We start from the raw sequence: 23,942 nt of genomic DNA, 5'->3' as shown, positions 1-23,942 counted from the left end.
AACACATTCGCTCCCCACCACACACGCCACGCGGAACACGGTCTGCGCGGGGCGTCGTCCAACCTTCTGGGTACACTCGCATGGTGGTCACCTGTGCGAAACGGGTGCCCAACCCGACATGAAGCCGGAAGGAGGAGCCGGGTGGGATTCCTGGACAAGGTCGAGAAATCGATCGGAGGTGCCGTCAGTGGCGTCTTCGCGCGCGCCTTCCGGGGCGAGGTTGAACCAGTTGAGATCGCCGGTCGGCTACAGCGCGAGCTCGACTCCGAGGCACAAATCCTGTCCCGCGACAAGTCACTAGTCCCGAATGACTTCGTCGTCCGGCTGTCGAGCCGTGATTATGAGCGTTTGGTCCCTTATACCAAGACCCTTAACGCCGAGATCATCCCGACCCTACGCGACCACGCCAGTGAACGTCATTACGTGTTCAACGGGCCTATCCACATTCGGTACGACTTGGACGATTCCCTTCCGGTAGGTAAGTTCACTGTCTTGACCGGGGAAAACAACGCGAAGGCCGTCTCAGATCGGCGTGCACCACTCGTGCTGGAAGTCAACGGGGTGCGCCACCCCCTCACCCCTCCAGGGCTGACGATTGGCCGTGGTTCTGACGCCGACATCCGCATCAACGATCCAGGTATCTCTCGTCTCCACGCTCGTATCAACGTCTGGCCCCAGGGCAACGGCATCGGCTTGTCCATTGAGGACCTCAACTCCACTAATGGCGTGACAGTCAATGGCGTCAAGGTCGCCAGCACCGAGCTCGGCGATGGGTCACGTATCGAGATTGGCTCGACGAGGATGCTGGTTCACTCGCCAACGAGGATGTGACCGTGAGCGAATTTCTCGTCATACTATTACGTGTTGCTTATCTGGCGGTGCTGTGGGGCTTCATCCTGCTTGCCACCAATGTCATTCGTACCGATATCTACGGTCACCGGGTTCCTCTCAACACTGGAGCGGCCGTCGTGGAATCCGGACGACGCAGCAAAGGCCGCAAAGCTCGTCGTCGTGAGCCGGCCCCGGCGCCAACCGGCTTGCAGGTCATCTCGGGGAGTCGGGCTGGCACGTATGTTCCGCTGGCCAACGGCGTCACGGTAGGGCGCGGCAACGACTGCACCCTACCGATTGACGACGACTACGCCTCCTCCCACCACGCCGAATTCAGCTCAGGGATCGACGGCGCATGGTTCGTTGAGGATCTGGCTTCGACCAATGGCACCCATGTCAACGGTGAGCGCATCGACGATCCGACGCGCCTGTCGGTGGGGGACGAGGTGCGAATCGGCAGGACCACCATGACTGTCACCGGCGGGCGGTGAGCTATGGTCTTCTCTCTCGATATTCGATGCCATTCCGAAATCGGTCTGGTCCGACGCAACAATCAGGACTCGGGATACGTTTCCCCAAGGATGCTCGTCGTCGCTGACGGCATGGGAGGCGCAGCCGCAGGTGACCTTGCCTCGACCGTCGCGGTGCGTCACGTCGCTAAGGCCGACCGAAGGTTCTACGGCAAAGACTCCCCCGCCTGCCCTCAAGGTGAGGAGATGCTCACCGTGTTGTCTGGTGCGGTAGCCGACGCCAATGACGAGCTGGCCGACCTCGTCGCGTGGGATTCCTCCCTTGAGGGAATGGGAACGACCTTCTGCGGCGCGATGTTCTCTGGCACTCAACTCGGCATCGTTCACATCGGTGACTCCCGTGGTTACTTGCTGCGTCAAGGCCGGATGAAGCGGATGACCCATGACCACTCATGGGTGCAGTCCCTCATTGACGATGGGCGGATTACCCCTGAGGAGGCCGCTGTGCACCCGCACCGCTCCCTCCTGCTCAAGGTGCTCAATGGTCAACCTCAGCACATCCCGGACACCCAAATCGTGGATCTTCGGCTGGGCGACCGCATCCTCTTCTGCTCCGACGGGCTATGCGGTCTCGTCAATGACGACACGATCGCCGAGCACCTCAGCACCACCAATCTCGAAGACGTCGTCGATCTGCTCACAACAGATGCCCACGCTGGCGGCGGGACTGACAACATCACCATCGTTGTTGCCGAGGTCGTCGAGGCTGACCCCACCCTGGACGCTTCCGAACCGCACATCATTGGCGCAGCCACGACTCGCAAGGTACCCGAGCATGAGGCCACCGCCCCGTTGCCCCTCGATCAACCTCCATCCGCGCCGAAGAACGACGGCAAGTCAACCGTGTTGTTTGATTCCGAGGCCGAAGAGTCGATGCGTTATGCCCCGGTTGACTCCACGCACCGTCACCGCCGCCATTGGTTGTGGCCCGTCGTCATCCTGGCCCTCGTCGCTGTGGTGGCCGGAGGTGTCTTCGGCACTCGCGCCTACCTCAACACGCAGTACTACGTCGGTACCTACGACGACACAGTAGCCATCTACCAGGGGTCACCCGACAACCTAGCCTGGATCCGGCTATCCCACGTTGCCGAGAAAACCAACATCAAGACTGCTGATCTTCCCCGCTACTACCGAGACCGCGTCTCGGGAAACATACGGGTCTCTTCTATGGATTCAGCCCATGCCACGGTTGCTGAGCTGCATACTGGGGCCCAGCAGTGCAAGGCGATTAGGGAAGCGGCTACCGCTGCGCCGACTCCTGCTAAACCCTCAACGGCCCCCCCGGTACCCCGGCCTTCTGCCAACGGGCCCGCTGCGAGCGCTTATCGCACGACCCAGCCGTCTGCTGTACCAACGCCGGCTATACCGACGCCGACTTCCGCGATGCCCTCGCCAAGCGCATCAGATCATGAGGTCGACCTCCCGGCCGTCAACTCAGGGGATTGCCAATGAGCATCGGACAGGAATTTGATGATGGCACCGTCGTCGTCCAGGCCAAGAGGCGCTGGACAGAACTCTTCATGCTCCTTATCGCCTGGTCTATCGGCTTTGGCGGTTGGGTTCTCACCGAACTCAACATCAACCACGTTCTGCCAGTTACCTGGACGATCGTCGGTGGTGTGTGGTTAGCAGTTGCAGTCATCGCGCACATCTTCGTGAGGATTGTCATCCCCTATGCCGACCCGGTAGTCCTGCCCATCGTCTTCGCTCTCAATGGGCTCGGGCTAGCGATGATTCATCGCATCGACTACATCCCTAACCCGCACCATCACCGCATGGAAACCCAGGCTTTGTGGACGGCCATGGGCATTATCCTCTTCGTGGCGACGTTGCTCATCCTGCGTGACCATCGCAACTTGCAGCGATACCCGTACGTGTTGTTCATCATTGGTCTCGCTTTCCTCATGTTACCCCTGGTACCAGGCCTGGGCATGGAGAAATTGGGATCACGGGTATGGATCCACGTTAGTTCCTATACCTTCCAACCAGCCGAGGTTTCCAAGGTCGTGCTAGCTATCGCATTTGCTGGCTACCTCGTCGATAATCGTGACGTCCTGTCCCGCGCCGGGCACAAGATCGTCGGAATTACTCTGCCGAGAGCCCGCGACCTTGGGCCGATTGCCGTCATGTGGGTAGCGACGATGCTCGTCATCGTCTACCAAAACGACCTGGGCACTGGAATGCTGTTCTACGGCATGTTCGTCGTGATGCTCTACATCACCACCGAGCGAGTTGGATGGGCCATTCTGGGAGCGGTGAGCTTCTTCGGCGGGGCTGTTCTGGCCTATGCCTTCTTCGGCCACGTACGAATTCGCTTCGACTCATGGCTACATCCCTTCACCAATTACGGCCAGAACTACCAGATCATCCAGGCACAATTCGGGCTCGCCTGGGGAGGGCTAGCCGGGCGTGGCTGGGGGTTGGGGCGTCCCGGTATGGTTCCGCTGGCGTGGAGTGACTTCATTGCTACGTCCATAGGCGAGGAACTCGGGGTCACGGGTCTCATGGCTGTCATCGTGCTCTTCTTCATCCTCACCGCTCGCGGAATGCGTACCAGCCTCGGTTGCCGTGATGACTTCGGCAAACTCATGGTTGCTGGCTTGTCCTTCACCCTCGCCCTACAGGTCTTCGCCATCATCGGTGGTGTCACTCGTCTCCTGCCGTTGACCGGCCTAACAACGCCATTTATGAGCCAAGGTGGTTCCTCGTTGATCGCAAACTGGGTCATCGTCGCAATCATCATGATTGTCTCGCACCGGAACCGAAAGCCTGCCGACGATTTTGTCGCCACCATCCCGGCATCTGATCCGCCACAAGCAATCACCTCGAATGGAGACACACGATGAATAAGCAGATTCGCGCAGTCTCTTTGCTTGCCGGGCTGATGTTCCTGGCCCTCATGGTTAACCTCACGGGTTCGGCTATGTTCCGCCAGGCCGGTCTCAACAACGATCCCCGCAACGTTCGGGTGCGTGATGCGGAGTTTTCCCAAAACCGCGGAAATATCCTCGTCGGCTCGATGCCGATCGCCACCACAACGTCAAGCAATGGCAAGTTCGCCTATCAACGCGTGTACCCTTCGGGGCCGAAGTACGCCCCGATCACTGGGTATTACTCCTACTACTACGGACGCTCCATGCTGGAGCAAACTCAAAACGCCCAGCTCACCGGAACTTCCGACGCCCAGTGGCTCTCCCGCATCACGGGTACCTTATCTGGTCACAAGCCTGAGGGCGGCTCCATCACTACGACGATTAACGCTAAAGCGCAGGATGCCGCGTGGAGCGGGCTCAAGGGTAAGAAGGGCGCCGTTGTTGCGATGGACTACACCACCGGCGCAGTGCTGGCTATGGCGTCTTCCCCCTCTTATAATCCCAACGACCTTGCCTCCCACTATCTCGATGACACCACCCGGGCCTGGAAGGACCTCGTCGCGGATAAGTCGTCTCCATTGTCGAACCGGGCGACCCGAGAGATCTACGCTCCGGGCTCGACATTTAAGCTAGTGACGGCCGCAGCAGCTCTCCAGAACGGGTATAACCCGAATTCCAAAGTCGACGCACCGGAAAACTGGATTCTGCCGGGCACTCGCACCCCGCTGACGAACGACTCCAACTGCGGGGGCAGCCAGATCACCCTGACCCATGCCCTCGATGTCTCGTGCAATACCGCCTTCGGCAAGCTCGGTGTACGTCTGGGTCAGGACAAGGTTCGGGATCAAGCTGAGCGATTTGGGTTTGGCAAGACGGTCGGCTCCGATATTTCGTCAGTCGCATCGAAGTTCCCCCAGGACCTCACCGATGCCCAGTTGGCGCAAAGTTCCATCGGTCAGTTTGACGTCGCGGCCTCTCCGCTGCAGATGGCGATGGTGACTGCCGGCATTGCCAATAACGGCAAACTCATGACCCCCTACCTCACCGCACAAGTACGAGCATCGAACTTGCAAGTAGTCTCTGAGCATCACCCGAAACAGATGTCTCAGCCGATGACGAAGGAGTCGGCCGAGCAGTTGAAGTCGATGATGGTCTCAGTGGTCAACAACGGCACTGGCAAGAGGGCACGCATTGACGGCGTCAACGTCGGCGGCAAGACCGGTACCGCTCAGACGGTGAAAGGTAAGGCCCCGTACGCGTGGTTCGTCGGGTGGTCGGACAACCCACACGTCGCAGTAGCGGTCTTTATTCAGTCTTCAGACACCGACATCGACGAAGTCTCAGGAGGCCGACTCGCGGCTCCCGTCGCCAGAGATGTCATCGAGGCGATGAGATGACGAGCAGACAAACACCCAGCACCCACTACGTCAACACAAAGGAGATCCCTCAATGAGCGCTGAGAGTTGGCTCTCCGGGCGTTACGAACTGCAAAACCTCATCGGTCGTGGCGGCATGGCCGATGTCTGGAAGGCCCGCGACCACCGTCTCGGCCGCGACGTCGCGGTCAAAAAGCTGCGCACCGACCTCGCCAGTGACGACACCTTCCAGGCGAGGTTTCAGCGCGAGGCGCAGTCGGCTGCGCGGCTCAATCACCCCAATATCGTCGCCGTGTACGACACCGGTGAAACAAAGGACCCGACCACCCGCCTGCAGGTGCCGTATATCGTCATGGAGCTCATTGACGGTCATACCCTGCGCGACGTGCTGCGTGACGGTCGCAAGATCCTCCCCCGTCGCGCCCTGGAATTCACTCAAGGTGTGCTCGATGCACTGAGCTACTCCCACGCGGCCGGCATCGTCCATCGCGACATTAAACCAGCCAACGTCATGCTCACCCGCGAAGGCTACGTCAAGGTGATGGACTTCGGTATCGCACGAGCGGTAGCTGATACCTCCGCCACCATGACCCAAACGGCCGCTGTCATTGGCACCGCCCAGTACCTCTCCCCTGAGCAGGCTCGCGGCGAGACCGTCGATAATCGCGCTGATATTTATGCCACCGGCTGTCTGCTCTACGAGCTACTGGTGGGGCGCCCGCCGTTCGTCGGTGACTCTCCGGTTTCGGTAGCCTATCAGCACGTTCGCGAGGTTCCAGCCCCGCCATCCTCTCTGGACACCGAGATCACTTCTCAGATGGATGCCATCACGCTCAAAGCGCTCGCCAAAGATCCGGCGGATCGCTACCAGACTGCCAAGCAGATGCGTGACGACATCGATCGCCTGCTTTCGGGGCGCGAGCCGTTTGCGATGCAGGCTAACGCCGATCCTGAAGCTGATACCGAGGAGCAGACTCACCTCATTCCGACCGCTACGGCGGCTGCCGCTGCAACCCGTCCCGTCCCTGCCACTGCTGATCAGCAAGACCAGGCCAGCCCCGCTCGCGCTGACAGCCCCCAGGAGCCTGAGGAGCCGCGTCGTAGACGTTGGCCAGTTGTGGTCGTAACGATCGTGGTCGTGGTGTTGCTTGCCCTGCTCGGATTCGGGTTACACAAAATGTTTAATTCGTCCTCGGAGCCGTCTGCACCTCCCACGCCGTCCCGCGCGGTGAAGATGGTCAACGTTCCGGCCGTCACCGGTTTGAGCCAGCAAGGAGCAACCTCAACCCTGGAAAATGCCGGTCTGAAGGTCAAGGTCAACCACGTTCAAAGAGACGAGTCAACCGCCAACCAGGTTGTCTCGCAGAGTCCCGCTGCTAATCAAAAGGTTCCTGCGGGCAGCAACGTGACGATCACGGTTAACGATGGCCCGAAGCAGCTAACGATCCCGCAAGGTATCATCGGCTCGTCTAAAGGCGACGCCATTAAAGCCCTCAAGGATGCCGGGTTCTCAGACGGCCAGATCAAGATGACCAACGACGACCCCAAGACTGAGTCGAGTTCAGCGAAGGCTGGAACCGTCGACGCTGTCAGCCCAGGGGCCGGAACGTCGCTGACCCCGGATCAGCAGGTCACCTTGACGATCGCTACCGGCAAGTCCGTGGTGCCGAACCTCAAGGGCATGAGCGTCGAAGAGGCTAATTCAGCCGCCGAATCGAGTGGATTCTCCATCTCGGTGGAGCGGGAGAGGACGTCCTCTGCCGCTCCGGGCACGGTCTTTAGTCAGGATCCGGATTACGGGGCTATCGCCAACAGATCGACGGCCATCAAGGTACTCGTTGCCGTGGCGCCGCCAGAACCGACTCGCGAGCCTCCGACGAGCTCTATCCCGTCCAAAGAACCGACCTCGTCGTCAATCGCTCCGGTTCCGACGACCTCGGTGCCCTCGACGACCGTAATGCCCACGGCTAGCCCGTCGTCGAGCCGCTAAAGCCCGGCGCGCTCATCAGCGGGCTCATCTGACTGGCGCGCGCCGGGGCCTCAACATCTCCACATTCCACCAGCCAGGTGGCGAGCATCTGGTGACCGTGCTGGGACAGAACCGACTCGGGATGGAATTGCACTCCCTCGACCGGCAGGCCGCGGTGACGCAACCCCATGATGACGCCGGTATCCGTACGTGCCGTCACCTCCAACTCGGCGGGAACCTCATCCACTGCCAGGGCCATGGCCTGCATTCCAAGACACACGCCGAAGATAGGATGGCAGGCACCGCGCAGGATGCCGACGCATACCCCAGCGTCCTCTGGATGCCCCGGCCCGGGTGACAGCAGGATGCCATCAAAGGGTTGCTACCACTGCGGATCTTCGAAGAGGGGGTCATCATTACGAACGACCGTAGTGCCGGCACCGATCTGACCTAGATAGGAGACAAGGTTCCACACGAAAGAGTCATAGTTGTCGACGACGAGGATCCTGGCTGTCGTGGGGTCATTGTGGCGCAAGTTGACGTCGAGACTCCATCATTCCCGCGTTGCGCCTGCGTGCGGTGCCCCGGCTCAACGCGGCGTGGCGTGGTTCATGACAAGAGTACCGGTGTAGGCGGGCATGGTAACTTCGCCAGCCCTCTCGACCGACCACCCAAGCTGATAGGCTCCCACATACTCTTTGTAAATGCGCACCGCCTCCGAGGTGTCGAGAGTCTTCTGCACGGCATCGGGGTCGCCAATTGCCTCGATGACGTAGGGCGGGGCGTAGGCCACACCATGCAGGACGATAGTGTTGCCGACGCACTTTACAGCTGTGGTAGAAACGACACGCTGCCCCTGGATGGTCATGGCTTCTGCTCCCCCAGACCACAAAGTGTTGACAACCATCTGGATGTCCTGCTGGTGGACAACCAACATGTTGGCGTCGACTCCGTCTAGATTCTCGCTGAGGGGTGCGTCGTCGAGGGTAACGCGCAAGGCTTTCCCGCTGACAGCTCCCAAGCCAACGGACGGCGCTAAGGCCGACGCTGACGAGACGGTCGAGGAGGTGACGCCCGGGGTCTGATCGGCCTTAGAAAGGTTGTCTACCCGGGCTCGCAGACCGGCTGCCTCTTTCTGTAAGGCTGCGTTGTGGCTGGCCTGGGAGCGCACCAGGGTGGCCATGTCGGTGTCACGCTCGGGCCGGAGATCGCGACCGCGTGAATTGATAGCAGCTGTCGTCATCATGAGCCCAGCTAGGGCCATAACAATCACGGTGGCGAGTCTAGCCAGACGGGGGTGACGCGAATCCGACCGGATGTTCTGAATAGAGGGGTCTGTCGTAGCCTGCACTTCGTCGGTATCGAAGGAGGCGTCGTCAGGGTCGTTATCGTCGCTCATCGTCCCTCCTGGCAGGCTGACCCGTGTCGCCGGAATTGGCGAACGTCCTCTAGGCTAGTCAAGCAAGACTTGTCCCATCACGCTCGGTGGGCGTGTCCTCGAACCCCAGGAGTAGTCACCGTGCCCGAATCGAAGGTCAGACCGCAAGCTAAGAAGAAGGCCCAGGCCAAGAACCGGGCCACAATGGCCGAGCACCGGGCCGAGAAGAAGACTGCCTCGGTAGATCGGGCCTGGGTTCCGAAAGTCTTCGTCCCTCTCTTTCTGCTCGGAGTGCTGTGGCTGATCGTCTACTACATCGCGGGTAATCAGATCCCCGGCATAAGCGACCTGGGCGATTGGAACGTTCTCATCGGCATGGGCCTCATGGCCGCCGGATTTGGCATCGCCACCTTGTGGAAGTAAACGGGCCAACCATCGGCGCCTTCATCCGTACCTAGACGCATCCACACATCAGCTACAAACACAAAGTTGTGCCGGTTGTGTCACAGGCCCGACACAACCGGCACAGGCACCTGGGCGACAAGAAGCAAGGAGTCTACCGGAGTCCCGGCGGACCTTCGAGTCAGTGTTCTGGTTTGAGCAGCGGGAAGAGGATCGTCTCGCGGATACCCGCGTTGGTAAAGAGCATCACCAGCCGGTCAACACCAAGTCCCAGACCGCCCATAGGTGGGCAGCCGAATTCCAGGGCCTCAAGAAAATCCTCATCAAGCTGCATGGCCTCAAGGTCACCTGCGGCAGCAGCGAGGGACTGCTTGGTCAGCACCTCGCGCTGAATGACCGGGTCGACGAGCTCGGAGAACCCGGTACCGCGCTCCATGCCGCCAATGATGAGGTCCCAGGCCTCAACCATACGGGGATCGTCGCGGTGTGGGCGGGCCAGCGGCTGGGCGATGGCCGGGTAGTCACAGACGAAGGTGGGATTGATGAGGTCAGGCTCGACGAGTTCGCCGAACAGCTCCATGACGACCTTGCCGGCTTCCCAAGACGGGTCTATTTCGATCTCGTGCTCAGCCGCGATGGCCTGAAGCTCCTCCAACGGGGTGTCGAGGGTGACCTCGCGTCCCAGCTTCTCGGATAGGCCTGGGTAAACGCTCACCCAACGCCACTCGCCGTCGAGATTAATAGTGCCCTTGGGGGCCTCAATCTGGTGGATGTCAAGAGCGTCAGCCACCGCCATGATGATGTCCTTGATTACCTCGGCAATGGTGAACTGGTTACCCCAGCTCATGTAAGCCTCAAGCATGGAAAACTCGGCCGAGTGGCTGGAGTCGATGCCTTCGTTGCGAAAGACCCGACCCATCTCGTAGACCCGATCAGTACCACCGACCATCGCCCGCTTGAGATAAAGCTCAAGGGCGATGCGCAAGCTCATGTCAAGGTCGAAGGCGTTGAGGTGGGTGTTGAAGGGGCGGGCCGCGGCACCGCCATGGACCAGCTGCAGAATCGGAGTTTCGATCTCAAGGAAACCACGCTCATCGAGGGCGCGACGCACCGCGCGGGTGATGGCGGCACGGGTGCGTACCATCTGACGGGACTCCTCCCGAACCACGAGGTCCACGTAACGACGGCGCACTCGGGTCTCCTCCGAGAGCTCTTTATGCAGAGTCGGCAGCGGACGCAGCGCCTTAGCGGCCATTCGCCACTCAGCAGCCATGATGGACAGCTCGCCGCGACGCGAGACAACGACCCGGCCGCGCACCCAGACATGATCTCCGAGGTCAACGTCGGACTTCCACGCAGCCAGGGACTCATCGCCCACCTCAGCCTTGGAAAGCATGACCTGCAGCCGCTCACCATTGGACGTTTCAGTAAACCCGTCTTGCAAACTGGCGAAGCAGAGCTTGCCGGTGTTGCGAACGAAGACGACGCGCCCGCCGACAGTGACCTCATCGGCGGTTTCCTCGCCGGGGGCCAAGATCAGCTTGCCGTTACCATCGGTGTATTTCTGACGGATCTGCGCCAGGGTGTGGTCGCGCAGCAAGTCGACCGGATAGGCCTGACCACCATCAGCGATGATCCGGGCTCGCTTGTCGAGGCGAACCTGCATCTGCTCGGAGACGTCAGGAGACTGGCTGGATGCGGTGTCAGAATTCACCGGGGAATTCTATCGAAAAAGCGGAGAAGCGACGAGATCAGATAGACCAGGAGCCACGGACATCCGAGGCCACACCTTGACGGAACCGTCAGAGCTGAGATGAGTCAACCGGGACGAAATTTGCGCGCAAACAGCTGTGATTGCTAGCAGAGTCCCCGCCACCAGAAGGGCCGACTTCGGTCTCATATCTCCTCGCAACAGCCCCGCTTCCTGCGGCGCATAGTCTACCGGCCTGTCAGGCCACGCAGGAGACCGACCTCGAACTCCACTAGGGTGAAGGTCGTGTCGTTTACGCTCCGTCGGCAAACTGGTGGCGGTTGCGCACGTCCCCGTCTGAGGAGCACTCGTGCTGACAAAACTCGTGGCCCGACACCTGAGGGCCTACCGACTGCAGGTAGCGATCATCATCGTCACGCAAGTCTGTGCCCAAATCGCGGCCCTGACCTTGCCTACCATCAACGCAGACATCATCAATAAGGGTGTCGTGAAGGTGGACACCAGCTATGTCACCTCCCATTCCCTTCTCATGCTGGCAGTTGCTTTAGGACAGACTATCTGCCAGGTCAGTGCAGTCTTCCTCGCCGCTCAGGTAGCGATGGGAATGGGCCGTGACATCCGCGACGCCGTATTTACCCGCACTCTTGACTTCTCGGCCCGAGAGATCAACACATTCGGAGCACCATCACTCATCACCCGGACGACCAACGACGTCCAGCAGGTGCAGATGCTGGTCTTCATGACTCTGGCGGTGCTCATCGGGGCGCCGATCATGATGGTGGTCGGGGTCATTATGGCAGTACGTGCCGAGATCGCCCTGTCGTGGATCATTGTGGCAGCGGTCATCCTACTGGCCATTAGCGCGGGGTTGATCGTCTCCCGGATGGGGCCACTTTTCAAGCGTCAACAAAAACGCATTGACGACCTCAACCGGGTAGTGCGTGAGCAAGTCACCGGCATCCGCGTCGTGCGGGCCTTCGCCCGGGAACGCCACGAAGCAGTCCGCTTCGACGCCACCAACTCTTCCCTGCGTGACGTCCAGGTGAGCGTCGGACGCACTATGGCGGCGATGTTCCCCCTCGTCATGCTCATCATGAACCTGTCCCAGATCGCGGTGTTCTGGTTTGCGGCTACGCGGATCGATAACGGACAGACCGAAGTCGGCGTTTTAGCCTCATTCACCACATACCTCATGCAGATTCTCATCAGCGTCATGATGGCGGTTGTACTTGTCGTCATGTGGCCACGAGCCTCGGTATGCGCGAACCGCATCGAGGAAGTGTTGCACACCTCCTCGTCTCTCACCATTGATCCCGAACCCGTGACGGCCTTGCCCGATGATCCCACCCTGCTGGAATTCCACGACGTGACATTCAGCTACCCCGGCGCTTCTGAACCGGTCCTCCACAACATCTCCTTCACCTTGGCCCGTGGCACGACGACAGCCATCATCGGATCCACTGGGTCGGGGAAATCCACCCTGGTTAACCTCATCCCCAGGCTTGTTGACGTCACTGGCGGACAAGTACTCGTCAGGGGAACTGACGTCCGCCGCTATGATCCCGAAACCCTGTGGAACTGCATCGGCCTGGTGCCGCAGCGACCCTATCTCTTCAGTGGCACGGTGGCGTCGAACCTGCGTGACGGCCGCTCTGACGCTACCGACGAGGAGCTCTGGGACGCCCTGCGCGTCGCACAATCTGACGATTTCGTCTCCCAGATGAACGGAGACATTGGTGCCACCATCACCCAAGGTGGCACCAATGTCTCCGGCGGTCAACGGCAACGCCTATCCATCGCCCGTGCTTTGGTCAAAGACCCCCAAATTTATATTTTTGACGACTCCTTCAGCGCCCTTGACGTGGCCACCGATTCCCGACTCAGAGCCGCTCTCGAAGCCAACTGCGGTGACGCCGCGATGCTCATCGTCGCCCAGCGGGTCTCGACGATCCGCAATGCCGATCAGATCCTGGTCCTCGACGCCGGACGCATCGTTGGTAAGGGAACTCACGACGAGCTTATTAGGTCATGCCCCACCTATATCGAGATTGTCGACTCCCAGCTATCGATCGAGGAGGCGGCATGACCGGCAAAGGCTCCCCACAGGCACCAACCAGGAACGAACACGCCGAGATCGCCCGAGCCTCGTCACGACGAGGCCACAGTGGTGGTCGGGTTGCCGAAAAACCCATTTCCTTTGGGCCCTCCCTCAAACGACTGCTCGGCCAACTCAAACCCCATCGCGTCACCCTGACGCTCGTCGTTATCATGGCAGCGGTTTCAGTGGCCTTCAATGTCATTGGTCCGAAGATCCTGGGACGCGCCACCGACGTCATTTTCGGTGGCATCGTCGGAAAGCAACTGGGCAGGCACGTTCCCGAGGCCCGGGGCATGACAGCTGCCGAATTCATCAACAAGCTCGGACAGGCCGGCCAAGGTGGGGATCGAGGGAAGATCATCACCCTATTGCAGCAATACCCTGACGTCGTCATCGGTTCCGGCGTCGATTTCCACCGACTCGGCGTCATCATGGGTTGGGCTCTGGGCCTGTACGCCTGCGCAGCCTTCTTAATGTTCCTGCAAGGGTTCCTGCTCAACACCGCCATCCAACGATCCATGTACGACCTGCGCCGTCAGGTCAGTGCCAAGTTGGAAAAGCTGCCGCTGTCCTACTTTGACGGCCAGCCCCACGGCGAACTCATGAGCCGCATGACCAACGACATCGACAATGTCTCCCAAGCCTTGTTGCAAACCTTGCAGCAGCTTCTCAACGCCCTGCTGACGGTCATCGGCGTGTTGATCATGATGTTCTGGATCTCACCGCTGCTAGCCGTCATTTCCCTAGTTGTGATCCCGATCGCCGGGGTCGTCGCGGGACTCATCGGTAAAAAAGCCCAGGGGCAATTTGCCCAGATGTGGAAGGCCACCGGCGAGCTCAACGCCCGGGTGGAGGAGGCGTACTCCGGCTATGCCCTCGTCAAGACTTTCGGCCGCAGCCGGGCCGTTGCCCAGGAATTCCACGAGCGGAACGAAGAATTGCGTCGGGCGACCGCCAAAGCCCAATTTGTCTCCGGTCTCATCCACCCGGTGATGTTCCTGCTCGGCAACGCCAACTACGCCATCATCGTCCTCATCGGATGCCTACGGGTGGCGAAGGGCCAAATGCCGCTAGGCAATGTGCAGGCCTTCATCCAATATTCCCGAATGTTCACCCAGCCGATCACCCAGATCGCATCCATGGCAAATCTGCTGCAGTCCGGGGTTGCCTCCGCAGAACGGGTGTTCCAGGTCCTTGACGCCGACGAATTATCCGCCGAGGCCAACGGGAGCCTCCCAGCCACCAGGGGACGCGTCGTCTTCGACCGCGTTCACTTCTCCTACAACCCGAACAATCCCCTCATCACCGACCTATCCCTGGTCGCAGAACCGGGGCAGACGATTGCAATCGTCGGACCCACCGGGGCCGGCAAGACAACGCTAGTTAATCTCCTCATGAGGTTTTACGAGATTGACGGCGGAGCCATCACCCTCGACGGCGTCGATATTTCCACCGTCCCTCGCGCCGAACTGCGCTCCCGACTCGGCATGGTGCTACAAGACACCTGGCTATTCAGCGGAACGATCCACGACAACATCGCCTACGGCTGCCCTGACGCCCCCGAAGACGACATCCTTGACGCCGCTCGGGCCGCCCACGTCGACCACTTCGTCCACACCTTGCCCGACGGTTATGACACCGTTATTGATGAGGACGGATCCAATGTTTCGGTGGGTCAAAAGCAGCTCATCACCATCGCTAGGGCCTTCCTAACGGCCCCGGACCTACTCATCCTTGACGAAGCCACGAGTTCGGTGGACACCCGAACTGAAATGCTCGTCCAAGAGGCCATGGCAAACCTGCGCAAGGGACGCACCAGCTTCGTCATCGCACATCGCCTCTCCACGATCCGGGACGCCGATCTCATCCTCGTCATGGAGCACGGCAACATTGTCGAGCAGGGAAGCCATAGTCAGTTGCTGGAACGCAAGGGTCACTACTACGAGCTCTACCAAGCGCAGTTCGACGCGGCGAGTCACGAATGAGACACTGCACCCGTTGTCAGCGCCAAGCTCTAAGGTGAGTTGGGTGTCCACCAGGGCACAGCGCCCGGCCAGCCCCCAGCCGGTCGTTCTCATCGACGAAAGAGACCCATGGCCGAGGTCAAGAATTTCCAGCTCACTGCCCACAACGACACCGACATGGCGAAGGACCAGACGAAGGTCCTACAACGCACCCTCAACCGATTCGACATCGTCTTCCTCATCGTCTCGGCGGTGGTCGGGTTGGAGATGCTGGGATCGGTTTCAGCTGAAGGCCCTGAAACCTTCACCTGGCTGGTCTTCCTCATCATCGTCTTCCTCATCCCCTATTCCCTGATCTTTGCCGAGACCGGCTCGGCTTTCGTCGGAGAGGGAGGGGTGTACCTATGGACCCGACGTGCCTTTGGGCGACCGGCTGCCGCTATCACCAGCATCTTCACCTGGATCACCCAACCGGTGTGGGTGGGCGGCTCGATGGCCTTCCTCAACGCAGAAGCTGCCCGCAACCACCTCGTCCACTTTTCCCCAGGATCTGCCGGTGACTACCTGTTTAAGCTGGCCTTCATCTGGTTGACGGTGTTCGCCGCTATCCTTTCCCTGGCTAAGGCCAAGTGGATTCCGACCGCTGGTGCTTTCTTTAAGATTTCTTTCCTGTGCCTGTTCTTAGTCACTGCAACCGTGTATGCGGTCCAACACGGCGTCCAACCCCTCGGACTTGGCAGCTTCTCTCCCACCCTGAGTGGATTCATCACCCTGACGCCTTTGCTACTCTTCGCTTTCCTTGGTTTTGAGGGCGGATCAAGCGCGTCGGGAGAGATGCACAACGCCCAGCACGACGTTTCGGTCTCAATACTCCGCTCAGCCACTATGGCAGGCGTCTTTTACCTGCTTCCGGTAGCGACAATTCTGCTCGTCCTGCCTCCCTCCGATATTGACGGAGTCTCCGGATTGCTAAACGCCGTCAACACCGTCTTCTCGGTATATGGCCCGGCGGCAGAGCCGATGATGGTGCTAGCCGTCGTCATGTTCACCTTGGCGAATATCGGTCAAGGCGCGGCGTGGATGATCATGTCCGATCGTATGCAAGCCATGGCCGCTGCTGACGGTTCCTTCTTCGGTGGATTCTTCGGGAAGTTCCACCCCCGGCTCGGGACGCCGGTACACGTCAATCTGCTATCAGGTATCGTTTCTACCTTTTTCATGCTCGCCGCGATGGAGCTGACGGGTTCCAGTGCTGACCTCTTTAATGTCGTCCTTGGGGTGGCGGTGACGACTTACTTGTTCAGCTATCTGCTTATCATTCCTTCCGCGGCCAAATTGCGGCTAAGCGAGCCCGATGTCGAACGGCCTTTCCGAGCCGGGCCGAACTGGTTCTTCATCCTCATGTGCGTAGTGACGACGGCATTTGTCGCCTTGGGGTCATGGGTGAGCATCTTTCCAGGCACCCTGGAAGCCCTTGTCGGAATGCCGCACGACTTCTCTCAGGCTCAGGGGGTCTCCTATGCCTCCTTCGAAGCACTGACGCTCGGCACCCTGGCGTTCATCGTCGTCATGGCACTACTCGGCTACTGGCGTGGAGCTCCACTACGTCAAGCGCATATCCCCACCGAGCCGTGATCGGGGCGTGAACCGATATACCGTCAAGTGCCTCCGATGTCCTTACGGTTGCGATCCGACCACCACTCGCTACTCGACATCGCAACTGGACTATTGGACAGTTTTCACTCAACACCCCTTATTCCAACCAAACTGGGGACGCCAGATAGTATGGTGCGCGTCATGGATGCCCAACTGATCGCCCGATGGCAATTCGGGATCACGACGGTCTACCACTTCTTCTTCGTCCCGATCACGATCGCATTGTCGATGCTCGTGGCAGTGATGGAGACGGTGTGGCTTAAGACCCGCAACGACCGCTACCTCCGTCTCACCAAGTTCTACGGCAAGCTCTTCCTCATCAACTTCGCTCTCGGCCTCGTCACCGGAATCGTGCAGGAATTCCAGTTCGGCATGAACTGGTCCGAGTACTCGCGATTCGTCGGCGACATCTTCGGCGCTCCACTGGCCCTCGAGGCCTTGGTAGCTTTCTTCATGGAGTCGACCTTCATCGGCCTGTGGATCTTCGGCTGGGAGAAGCTACCCAAGGGAGTACATCTGGCCTGCATCTACCTGACTGCGATCGGCACGATGATCTCCGCGGTATTCATCCTTGCGGCCAATTCGTGGATGCAAAACCCCGTCGGTGCTACGTACAACCCCACAACCCACCGGGCCGAGTTGACCGACTTCGGTGCTGTTCTCACCAATCCGGTCTTCAAGGCGACCTTCCTACACCAGATCTCCTCCTCCTACATGGTGGCCGGAGCCCTCATTGCTGCGATCGCGTTCTGGCATTTGGCCAAGGTCGCACGGGGACGCTCCACCTCACAGATCTCCGACGCCGAAGAGGTCGAGGGCGTGCGCACCTGGCGCTGGGCTTCGAAGTTCGGCGCCTGGGTGCTCATTGTCGCCTGTGTCGGCGTCGTACTGAGTGGCGACTACCAAGGCAAGGTCATGACCGACGCGCAGCCCATGAAGATGGCCGCCGCCGAGGGCGCCTACCATAAGACGTCGGATCTTTCGGTGCTGACTATTGGCAACAAGGAAGGCACGGAAGAGGTGTGGGCCCTCAAGATCCCCGGTATGCTCGGTTTCCTTGGAAACGGCAAGTGGGGCTCGCAAATCGCGGGCATCAACGAGCTCAAGAACTACCAGGTTCACGAGTACATCTACCACCGCAAGGACGGCTCGCAAACCTCCCTGCAATCCTCTTACCAGAATGTGCTGCGCCAGAAGATCGACGCCAACGGCATCAAGCTCGAACCGAACGTCCCGCTGTCCTATTGGACCTTCCGCATCATGATCGCCTTCGGCATGATCGGCGCCGTCATCGGCATCATCATGCTCATCGCGATGCGTGGTGGCCGCAACCCGAAACCGCACGGCTGGTTGACCTTCTCTATGATCGTCCTGCCCCTGCTGCCACTGTTCGGCATTTCTTTCGGCTGGATCTTTACAGAGATGGGACGCCAGCCTTGGATCGTCGCGGGTGTGTTGCCCACTACGGCAGCCGTATCCCCCGGTGTCTCAGCCGGGAGCGTGCTTTTCTCGACCATCGCCTACACGGTGATTTACGGCATCCTAGCTGTCGTTGAGGTGGGCCTGTTCTGGAAGGCCCTCAAGGCAGGACTGCCCGAGCTCCCCACCGGTAGCCAACCTGTTATCGAGGGCGAGGACACTCCGTTGTCCTTCGCGTACTGAGGAGGTCATCGACATGCTTCCCATTCTTGAAACCGCTGCTCACTCGCCGCTGACAATCGTCTGGTTCATCCTCATCACCGTCCTGTGGGTTGGGTTCTTCTTCTTGGAGGGCTTCGACTTCGGCGTCGCCATGCTGCTTCCCTTCCTGGGACGTGACGACAAGGACCGTCGCCTCATGGTCAACACCATCGGCCCGACCTGGGACGGCAACGAGGTGTGGCTGCTGACCGCCGGTGGTGCCACCTTCGCCGCCTTCCCCGGCTGGTACGCAACGATGTTCTCGGGTCTTTATCTGCCGCTGCTGCTCGTACTACTCGGCCTCATCATTCGTGGTGTCTCCTTCGAGTACCGCTCGAAGCACCCGTCCTCCTCGTGGCGTAACACCTTCGACTGGATGGCCACCATCGGATCCTTCCTACCCACCCTCGTGCTTGGCGTCGGCTTCGCGAACTTCGTCCGCGGCTTGGCCGTCGGCCCACATCTGACCCCTGACGGCAGCACCGCACCGCTGGTGACAACCTCCTTCTGGGGCCTCTTCACCCCGTTCGCCCTCATCGGCGGCGTCCTGTTCGTGGTGCTCTTCTGCGCACACGGCGCTAACTTCATCGCGCTCAAGACGATGGGCGCCATGCACGATCGCGCTCGCAAGACCTCGGCCAGGCTAGGTTGGACCGCCACCGTCATCGCCCTCGTGTGGGCTTTGATGTTTAACATCATGTACGTCACCGATGACGGGCGTCAGGCGCTTACCTGGGCCTTCTGCCTGCTCGTCGTCGTGCTACTGGCCGCCGGCTCGGCAGTCGTTGACAAGGGACGCGAGGGCTTGGCCTTCCTGTGCACGGGTTTGGGTATCGCCCTCATGATCGTGGCGTGCATGGTCGCCATGTACGGCAATCTGGGGTACCGCCCGTCGGGGATCCCCTTCGACATGTGGATCGCCGCCGCAACCCCCATGACACTGAAGATCATGACGATCAGCGCATGCGTCTTCGTGCCGATCGTGCTGGCCTACCAGATCTGGAGCTACTGGGTGTTCCGCAAGCGCCTCACCCGGGAGGCCATCCCGGACACTGCGGTGGCTGCTTGATCCGTGGCAGCTCCACTTGACCCGCGCCTGGTTCGCCGGGCGCGGGTCACTCTTCCCTTCCTCGTAGGTCTGTGTGTGGTGGGTGTGGCTGTAGCCTTGCTTATCCTCGCACAGGCCTGGTTGTTGTCCTGTGGCATCTCGTCGGTCTTCGCCACCCATCGTCTCGCCGGTGTGGCGATCTGGTGCGGGCTGCTTGCAGCAGTATTCTGTGGCCGAGCCTGCCTCACCTGGTTGCAGGACTCCCTGGCACATCGGGCTTCAGCGTCAGTCAAGTCACAGTTGCGACGCGACATCCTGCAAGCCAGGTTGTCGCGTCCCACTGACGCCACTATGCCGTCGGGAACCCTCATTAGCTTGGTGACAACGGGCCTGGACGCCCTCGACGGTTATTACTCGAAATACCTTCCCCAACTTGTGCTTGCCGTCATCGTGCCAGTGGTGCTGGCCACCGCGATTGGCTTGAGCAATCTCACCAGCCTCGTCATCGTTGTCGTGACGATCCCGCTCATCCCTATCTTCATGGCACTCATCGGCTGGCGGACCGAGGCGGCAGTGACGAAGCGATTCAAGGTGGCCACCCGACTGGCCAATCACTTCGCCGATCTGGTCGCTGGACTGCCAACATTGCAGGTCTTCGGACGAGCTCGCGCCCAACTTGAGGGGCTGCGCCGCACCGAGGCAGCCAACCGATCCGAGACAATGCGCACCCTGCGCATTAGCTTCCTGTCCTCTTTCGTGCTCGAACTGCTGGCGACCCTCTCGGTGGCCCTGGTGGCCGTGACCGTCGGTTTCCGGGTAGCTGCCGGCGAGATGAACCTGCGGACCTCTCTGTTCGTCCTCATCCTCGCCCCCGAGGTTTTCCTGCCAGTGCGACAGGTGGGAGTGCTCTTCCACGATGCCGCTGACGGAATGGCCGCCGCAGAGGTCTCCTTCGAGCTTATTGAGTCCGGACGGGCGGCAGCCTCCAGCACCGACGTCAAGATCGCCTCGCCTCGCGAGGTGCCGGTGGTCGTCAATGGGTTGACGCACACCTATGAGGACGCCGATCGTCCCGCCCCCGACGGGTTATCCCTACGCATCGACCCCGGGAGCCTCGTCGCTCTCGTCGGGCACTCCGGTGGCGGCAAGACCACCGCCCTGTCTTGCTTGCTCGGGTTCATCGACCCCGATTCCGGGTCGATCCTCGTCGGCGATCGCGAACTCATCGGGGCCGACGAGTCGGTGTGGCAGGCGTGGCGGCGTCAGTTAGCGTACGTACCCCAAGTGCCTGCGATGATGGCCGGGACGGTGGCCGAGAACATTCGTCTGGGGTGCCCGGACGCACCCGACTCCGTGCTGCGCGACGCCTTGGACCGCTGTGGGGCCGCATCAATCTCGTTGGGTAAACGAGTCGACGACGACGCCGAGGGTCTGTCCGCCGGGGAGCGTCGTCGTGTAGCTTTGGCGCGCGCTCTGGTGCGGGTGGGACAAACCAAAGCTGGTCTGCTGGTCCTTGATGAGCCGACCGCAGGCCTTGATGCCAGCACCGAGGCGGTCGTGTTGGAGGCAGTACGTGCGTTAGGTGCATCGGTGCTCGTCGTGACCCATCGTCGCAATGTCATCGACGCGGCCGACGTGGTCGTCGACCTGGAGGTGATGGCATGAACGCGCGAGCCACCCAGTTGCTCAGGACTCTGTTGCGGGATGTCCCGCGCGGCCGCTGGCTGCTGGTCATCTCAACCCTGCTCGCTGCGTGTGCGTCTGGGGCGTCGGTAGCCCTCATGGGTGTGTCAGCCTGGTTACTGTCACGAGCAGCAGAGATGCCACCGGTGCTGTACCTGGAGGCCGCGGCCGTCGGGGTGCGATTCTTCGGTATCTCCCGCGGTGTCTTTCGCTACGCCGAGCGTCTGGTCGGCCATAACCTGGCGCTGCGGATGCAGGGGGCATTGCGGATGCGGGTCTACGATCGGCTGTCCCGCACCACCCTACTGGGACATCGCCGCGGTGACCTGCTAGTACGGGTTACCGCCGACGTCGACGCGGTGCTGGACATGGTCGTGCGGGTAATCGTTCCAGCGTGTGCGTCGAGCCTCGTCATCATCGGGACGACGGCCCTGCTCGCCCGGTTCTCATTGGCCTCGGCTGCAATCCTGCTGTTATCGGCCCTGCTGGCGGCCGTCGTCATGCCGGCAATCACTCAACGCTTATCCCGGACTGCCGACTCTTCTTTAGTGCCACTGCGTGGTGAGCTGGCCGACCGCACCCGCGAGCTGGCCCATTGCGCGCCGGATCTGGTGGCCTACGGTGCTCAGGATGCGATCCTGGCCGATGTACTGGACGTCGACGCCCGGCTTCGTACCGCAGAACGCAAGGCGGCTTGGGGGCGCGGCCTCGGTACTGCAGGTCAGATTCTGGCGGCCGGGTTAGCAGTCGTCTCGGCCCTGTGGATCGGCGGCAATGCTGTTGCCGACGGCCGGATCGGCGGGCGAATACTGGCTGTGTTGGTGCTCACCCCGCTGGCCCTCCACGAGGTCTTCGGAGCATTCACTGGGGCCGCCCAGACTCACACCCGGGCCAAGGCTGCCCTGTTACGGGTGGCAGAGGTGTTGGATGCTCCACAAATCGGGGTGGGGGACTCCCCCACGGCCGGTGGTTCTCAGGAAGAACCGTCCTTGGTTATCGAGAAGTTGGTTGTCGGATGGCCAGGTGGTAAACTGGTGCTGTCCGAGGTGAGTCTGAGTGTGGCAGCTGGGGAATCGGTGGCCATCGTCGGGCGGTCAGGTATCGGGAAGACAACCTTGGCCGCAACCGTCATGGGGCTCATCCCACCGCTAGGTGGCACGGTGAAGACGACCGGACGGGTGAGGTATCTGGCCCAGAACGCCCACGTCTTCGCGACGTCAATCAGCGAAAACGTGCGGATCGGCTGCAAGGAGGCCACCGAGTCGGAGGTGCTCGCGGCCCTGGATCGGGCCGGACTCTCCATGCCCCCGGGGCGAGTTATTGCCGAGGACGGTGGGACATTGTCCGGCGGGGAGGCTCAGCGCCTCGCCCTGGCCCGGGTACTCGTCAGCCACGACGCCACTGTCGATCCAGCGGCGCACGACCTACTCATCCTCGACGAACCCACCGAACACCTCGACGTCGAGACCTCCGAGGCCCTCATGGACGACCTGTGGGCGACAACGACCAATGCAGCAAAAGTCGTCATCACCCACGATCCCCTCGTCATGGCACGCTGCGACCGGGTATGGCGAATCGGGTAAGAATCGTAAGGATCATTTAACCCGTGCCGTAGTGCACCACTCCACGAACCGCCTGTCACCACTGAATCACCTGCCCCAGACGTGGTAATCCGGTGTGGAAGACCGATCACTACCATCCTCCGTAGCCACAGAACCGAAAAGCCACCAACCCAATCCACCCCACAACCGCCAAACCACCGAAAACCAGCCAATACAACCACGCACCCTCAGCCACATTGACTACTCTTCAACGACTCTTCCCCGAGCACACCTAACACACACCCACCTGCAAACCAACAGCCACCTCGACCGCAGAGCAACAGGAACCGCTATTCTGCATCCATGCTCTGATCCCGCGGAGCACGAAGTCATAGGCCGCTGAGTTACTGCGACACGTCCCCGCAGTCGAGCTAGAAGGAGCCCGCCAAGTCGGTAAATCCACTCTCGCGTTCATGGTGGCGCAGGATTATCCCGATGCCGACCACTACTCCTTCGATGACGCGCAGACGCGACATACGGCCCTCACCGATTCCATCGCCTTCCTGGATCAACATGGCGACGGCTTGATGGTTATCGACGAATTTCAGCGCGCTCCGGATTTCATCCTGCCGCCCAAAGCCGAGGTCGACACGCATCGGGGCACGGGCCGTTTCCTGTCCACGAGAAGGTCCCGCACCGCCACCGGAAACGCATCGCCAGACAACCTGGCCGGACGAATCGTCGGCTGCTGGGTCCGAGGTTTGAGCCAAAAGGAACTGGCAGGAGTCCGGGAGGCTTCGTCCACCCGGTATTAGAAGGTCCGCGTCCGGCAGCCGTCACCTCGCCCCCTCACCCGCGCCGGTTACGTCGACATACTGGTCACCGGCTCGATGCCCGAAGTACGGCGGTACCCGAGCGGATCCGCAAGGCGTGGTTCACATCCTACCTGGATCGCAGACCACCAAGGATGTGCAAGAACTCAGCTGAGTGTGGGGCACCGGACGCATGGGCTGAAGTCCCGACGAGAAATCGACTTGGCTGTGGAACTCGACGATCAGCGGGTAATCGCCACCGAAGTCAAGGCAGCCGCGTCAATGCAACTAGCCGATGCGAAGCACCTGATCTGATTGCGCAACATCGTAGGGGAAAGGTTCATCGCTGGAATCGTGCTTACTTGGGCAGAACGGGGCCAGCTCATCGGC

Annotated in this window: 17 protein-coding genes and 1 pseudogene; 15 read left to right on the top strand and 3 right to left on the bottom strand. The window is 60.6% G+C overall.

The window, feature by feature from the left end; all coding sequences use genetic code 11:
* Positions 1-141: 141 nt before the first annotated feature.
* From F1563_RS05975 to pknB, 6 genes are read left to right on the top strand one after another with little or no spacing between them, the layout of a single operon-like run.
* A complete protein-coding gene (locus F1563_RS05975) occupies positions 142-831 on the top strand; it encodes an FHA domain-containing protein (protein ID WP_002529162.1) in 690 nt (229 codons plus the stop codon).
* A 2-nt stretch (positions 832-833) separates the two neighbouring features.
* The gene (locus tag F1563_RS05970) at positions 834-1,322 is read left to right on the top strand and encodes an FHA domain-containing protein FhaB/FipA (RefSeq protein WP_036958504.1); all 489 of its coding nucleotides are present in this window, start codon (positions 834-836) and stop codon (positions 1,320-1,322) included.
* Between the two features lie 3 nt (positions 1,323-1,325).
* Positions 1,326-2,813, top strand: coding sequence for a protein phosphatase 2C domain-containing protein (locus F1563_RS05965; RefSeq protein ID WP_149302600.1), 1,488 nt, complete (start codon positions 1,326-1,328; stop codon positions 2,811-2,813).
* A complete protein-coding gene (locus F1563_RS05960; RefSeq protein ID WP_002529165.1) occupies positions 2,810-4,207 on the top strand; it encodes an FtsW/RodA/SpoVE family cell cycle protein in 1,398 nt (465 codons plus the stop codon). The genes F1563_RS05965 and F1563_RS05960 overlap by 4 nt, the downstream gene beginning before the upstream one ends.
* Complete coding sequence (locus F1563_RS05955; protein ID WP_002529166.1) at positions 4,204-5,631, top strand: peptidoglycan D,D-transpeptidase FtsI family protein; 1,428 nt, start codon at positions 4,204-4,206, stop codon at positions 5,629-5,631. Before F1563_RS05960 ends, F1563_RS05955 begins: the two co-directional genes overlap by 4 nt.
* A 52-nt stretch (positions 5,632-5,683) precedes the next feature.
* Positions 5,684-7,600 (top strand): Stk1 family PASTA domain-containing Ser/Thr kinase, encoded by a 1,917-nt coding sequence (gene pknB / locus F1563_RS05950; protein WP_002546717.1) that lies wholly within the window; start codon positions 5,684-5,686, stop codon positions 7,598-7,600.
* Here the strand turns inward: pknB and F1563_RS05945 are convergent.
* Positions 7,578-8,114 (bottom strand): annotated as a pseudogene (locus tag F1563_RS05945) (glutamine amidotransferase-related protein). The gene pknB and the pseudogene F1563_RS05945 sit on opposite strands and share 23 nt — an antisense overlap.
* 54 nt (positions 8,115-8,168) lie before the next feature.
* Positions 8,169-8,978: a DUF881 domain-containing protein gene (locus F1563_RS05940; RefSeq protein ID WP_002529171.1), complete on the bottom strand. Its 810-nt coding sequence runs from the start codon at positions 8,976-8,978 to the stop codon at positions 8,169-8,171.
* Positions 8,979-9,098: 120 nt separating this feature from the next.
* On the opposite strand from F1563_RS05940, the gene F1563_RS05935 reads away from it, so the two are divergent.
* A complete protein-coding gene (locus F1563_RS05935) occupies positions 9,099-9,380 on the top strand; it encodes a cell division protein CrgA (protein ID WP_002546718.1) in 282 nt (93 codons plus the stop codon).
* Between the two features lie 160 nt (positions 9,381-9,540).
* Here the strand turns inward: F1563_RS05935 and lysS are convergent, their stop codons facing one another.
* On the bottom strand, positions 9,541-11,073 hold the full coding sequence (gene lysS / locus F1563_RS05930) for a lysine--tRNA ligase (protein ID WP_007433923.1): 1,533 nt from the start codon (positions 11,071-11,073) through the stop codon (positions 9,541-9,543).
* Between the two features lie 346 nt (positions 11,074-11,419).
* Here lysS and F1563_RS05925 point away from each other — a divergent pair, with 346 nt between their 5' ends.
* From F1563_RS05925 to F1563_RS05890, 8 genes are all read left to right on the top strand, one after another.
* Positions 11,420-13,156, top strand: coding sequence for an ABC transporter ATP-binding protein (locus F1563_RS05925; RefSeq protein WP_002529175.1), 1,737 nt, complete (start codon positions 11,420-11,422; stop codon positions 13,154-13,156).
* Positions 13,153-15,153, top strand: coding sequence for an ABC transporter ATP-binding protein (locus F1563_RS05920; protein ID WP_007434362.1), 2,001 nt, complete (start codon positions 13,153-13,155; stop codon positions 15,151-15,153). Before F1563_RS05925 ends, F1563_RS05920 begins: the two co-directional genes overlap by 4 nt.
* Positions 15,154-15,261: 108 nt before the next feature.
* Positions 15,262-16,767 carry an APC family permease gene (locus F1563_RS05915; protein ID WP_002529177.1) on the top strand — a complete coding sequence of 502 codons (1,506 nt, stop codon included), beginning with the start codon at positions 15,262-15,264 and terminating at the stop codon, positions 16,765-16,767.
* A gap of 162 nt (positions 16,768-16,929) precedes the next feature.
* Positions 16,930-18,450 (top strand): cytochrome ubiquinol oxidase subunit I, encoded by a 1,521-nt coding sequence (locus tag F1563_RS05910; RefSeq protein WP_036974071.1) that lies wholly within the window; start codon positions 16,930-16,932, stop codon positions 18,448-18,450.
* A 13-nt stretch (positions 18,451-18,463) separates the two neighbouring features.
* On the top strand, positions 18,464-19,537 hold the full coding sequence (gene cydB / locus F1563_RS05905; RefSeq protein ID WP_002529179.1) for a cytochrome d ubiquinol oxidase subunit II: 1,074 nt from the start codon (positions 18,464-18,466) through the stop codon (positions 19,535-19,537).
* Positions 19,538-19,612: 75 nt separating this feature from the next.
* The gene (gene cydD, locus F1563_RS05900; RefSeq protein ID WP_036958491.1) at positions 19,613-21,181 is read left to right on the top strand and encodes a thiol reductant ABC exporter subunit CydD; all 1,569 of its coding nucleotides are present in this window, start codon (positions 19,613-19,615) and stop codon (positions 21,179-21,181) included.
* Positions 21,178-22,782 carry a thiol reductant ABC exporter subunit CydC gene (gene cydC / locus F1563_RS05895; protein ID WP_002529181.1) on the top strand — a complete coding sequence of 535 codons (1,605 nt, stop codon included), beginning with the start codon at positions 21,178-21,180 and terminating at the stop codon, positions 22,780-22,782. Before cydD ends, cydC begins: the two co-directional genes overlap by 4 nt.
* Before the next feature lie 365 nt (positions 22,783-23,147).
* The gene (locus F1563_RS05890) at positions 23,148-23,555 is read left to right on the top strand and encodes an AAA family ATPase (protein ID WP_227431995.1); all 408 of its coding nucleotides are present in this window, start codon (positions 23,148-23,150) and stop codon (positions 23,553-23,555) included.
* Positions 23,556-23,942: the final 387 nt, after the last annotated feature.

Origin of the sequence: Cutibacterium modestum (assembly GCF_008326345.1) — a bacterium.
Classification (GTDB): Bacteria; Actinomycetota; Actinomycetes; order Propionibacteriales; family Propionibacteriaceae; genus Cutibacterium; species Cutibacterium modestum.
The sequence above is the reverse complement of the archived record's forward strand: the minus strand, read 5'-3'. Positions and strand labels throughout refer to the sequence as shown.

Coding starts and splice junctions, on each gene's coding strand:
- F1563_RS05955 (WP_002529166.1), top strand. CDS start 4,204: ATGAATAAGCAGATTCGCGCAGTCTCTTTGCTTGCCGGGCTGATGTTC.
- F1563_RS05915 (WP_002529177.1), top strand. CDS start 15,262: ATGGCCGAGGTCAAGAATTTCCAGCTCACTGCCCACAACGACACCGAC.
- F1563_RS05940 (WP_002529171.1), bottom strand. CDS start 8,978: ATGAGCGACGATAACGACCCTGACGACGCCTCCTTCGATACCGACGAA.
- F1563_RS05960 (WP_002529165.1), top strand. CDS start 2,810: ATGAGCATCGGACAGGAATTTGATGATGGCACCGTCGTCGTCCAGGCC.
- cydB (WP_002529179.1), top strand. CDS start 18,464: ATGCTTCCCATTCTTGAAACCGCTGCTCACTCGCCGCTGACAATCGTC.
- F1563_RS05965 (WP_149302600.1), top strand. CDS start 1,326: ATGGTCTTCTCTCTCGATATTCGATGCCATTCCGAAATCGGTCTGGTC.
- cydC (WP_002529181.1), top strand. CDS start 21,178: ATGAACGCGCGAGCCACCCAGTTGCTCAGGACTCTGTTGCGGGATGTC.
- F1563_RS05910 (WP_036974071.1), top strand. CDS start 16,930: ATGGATGCCCAACTGATCGCCCGATGGCAATTCGGGATCACGACGGTC.
- pknB (WP_002546717.1), top strand. CDS start 5,684: ATGAGCGCTGAGAGTTGGCTCTCCGGGCGTTACGAACTGCAAAACCTC.
- F1563_RS05920 (WP_007434362.1), top strand. CDS start 13,153: ATGACCGGCAAAGGCTCCCCACAGGCACCAACCAGGAACGAACACGCC.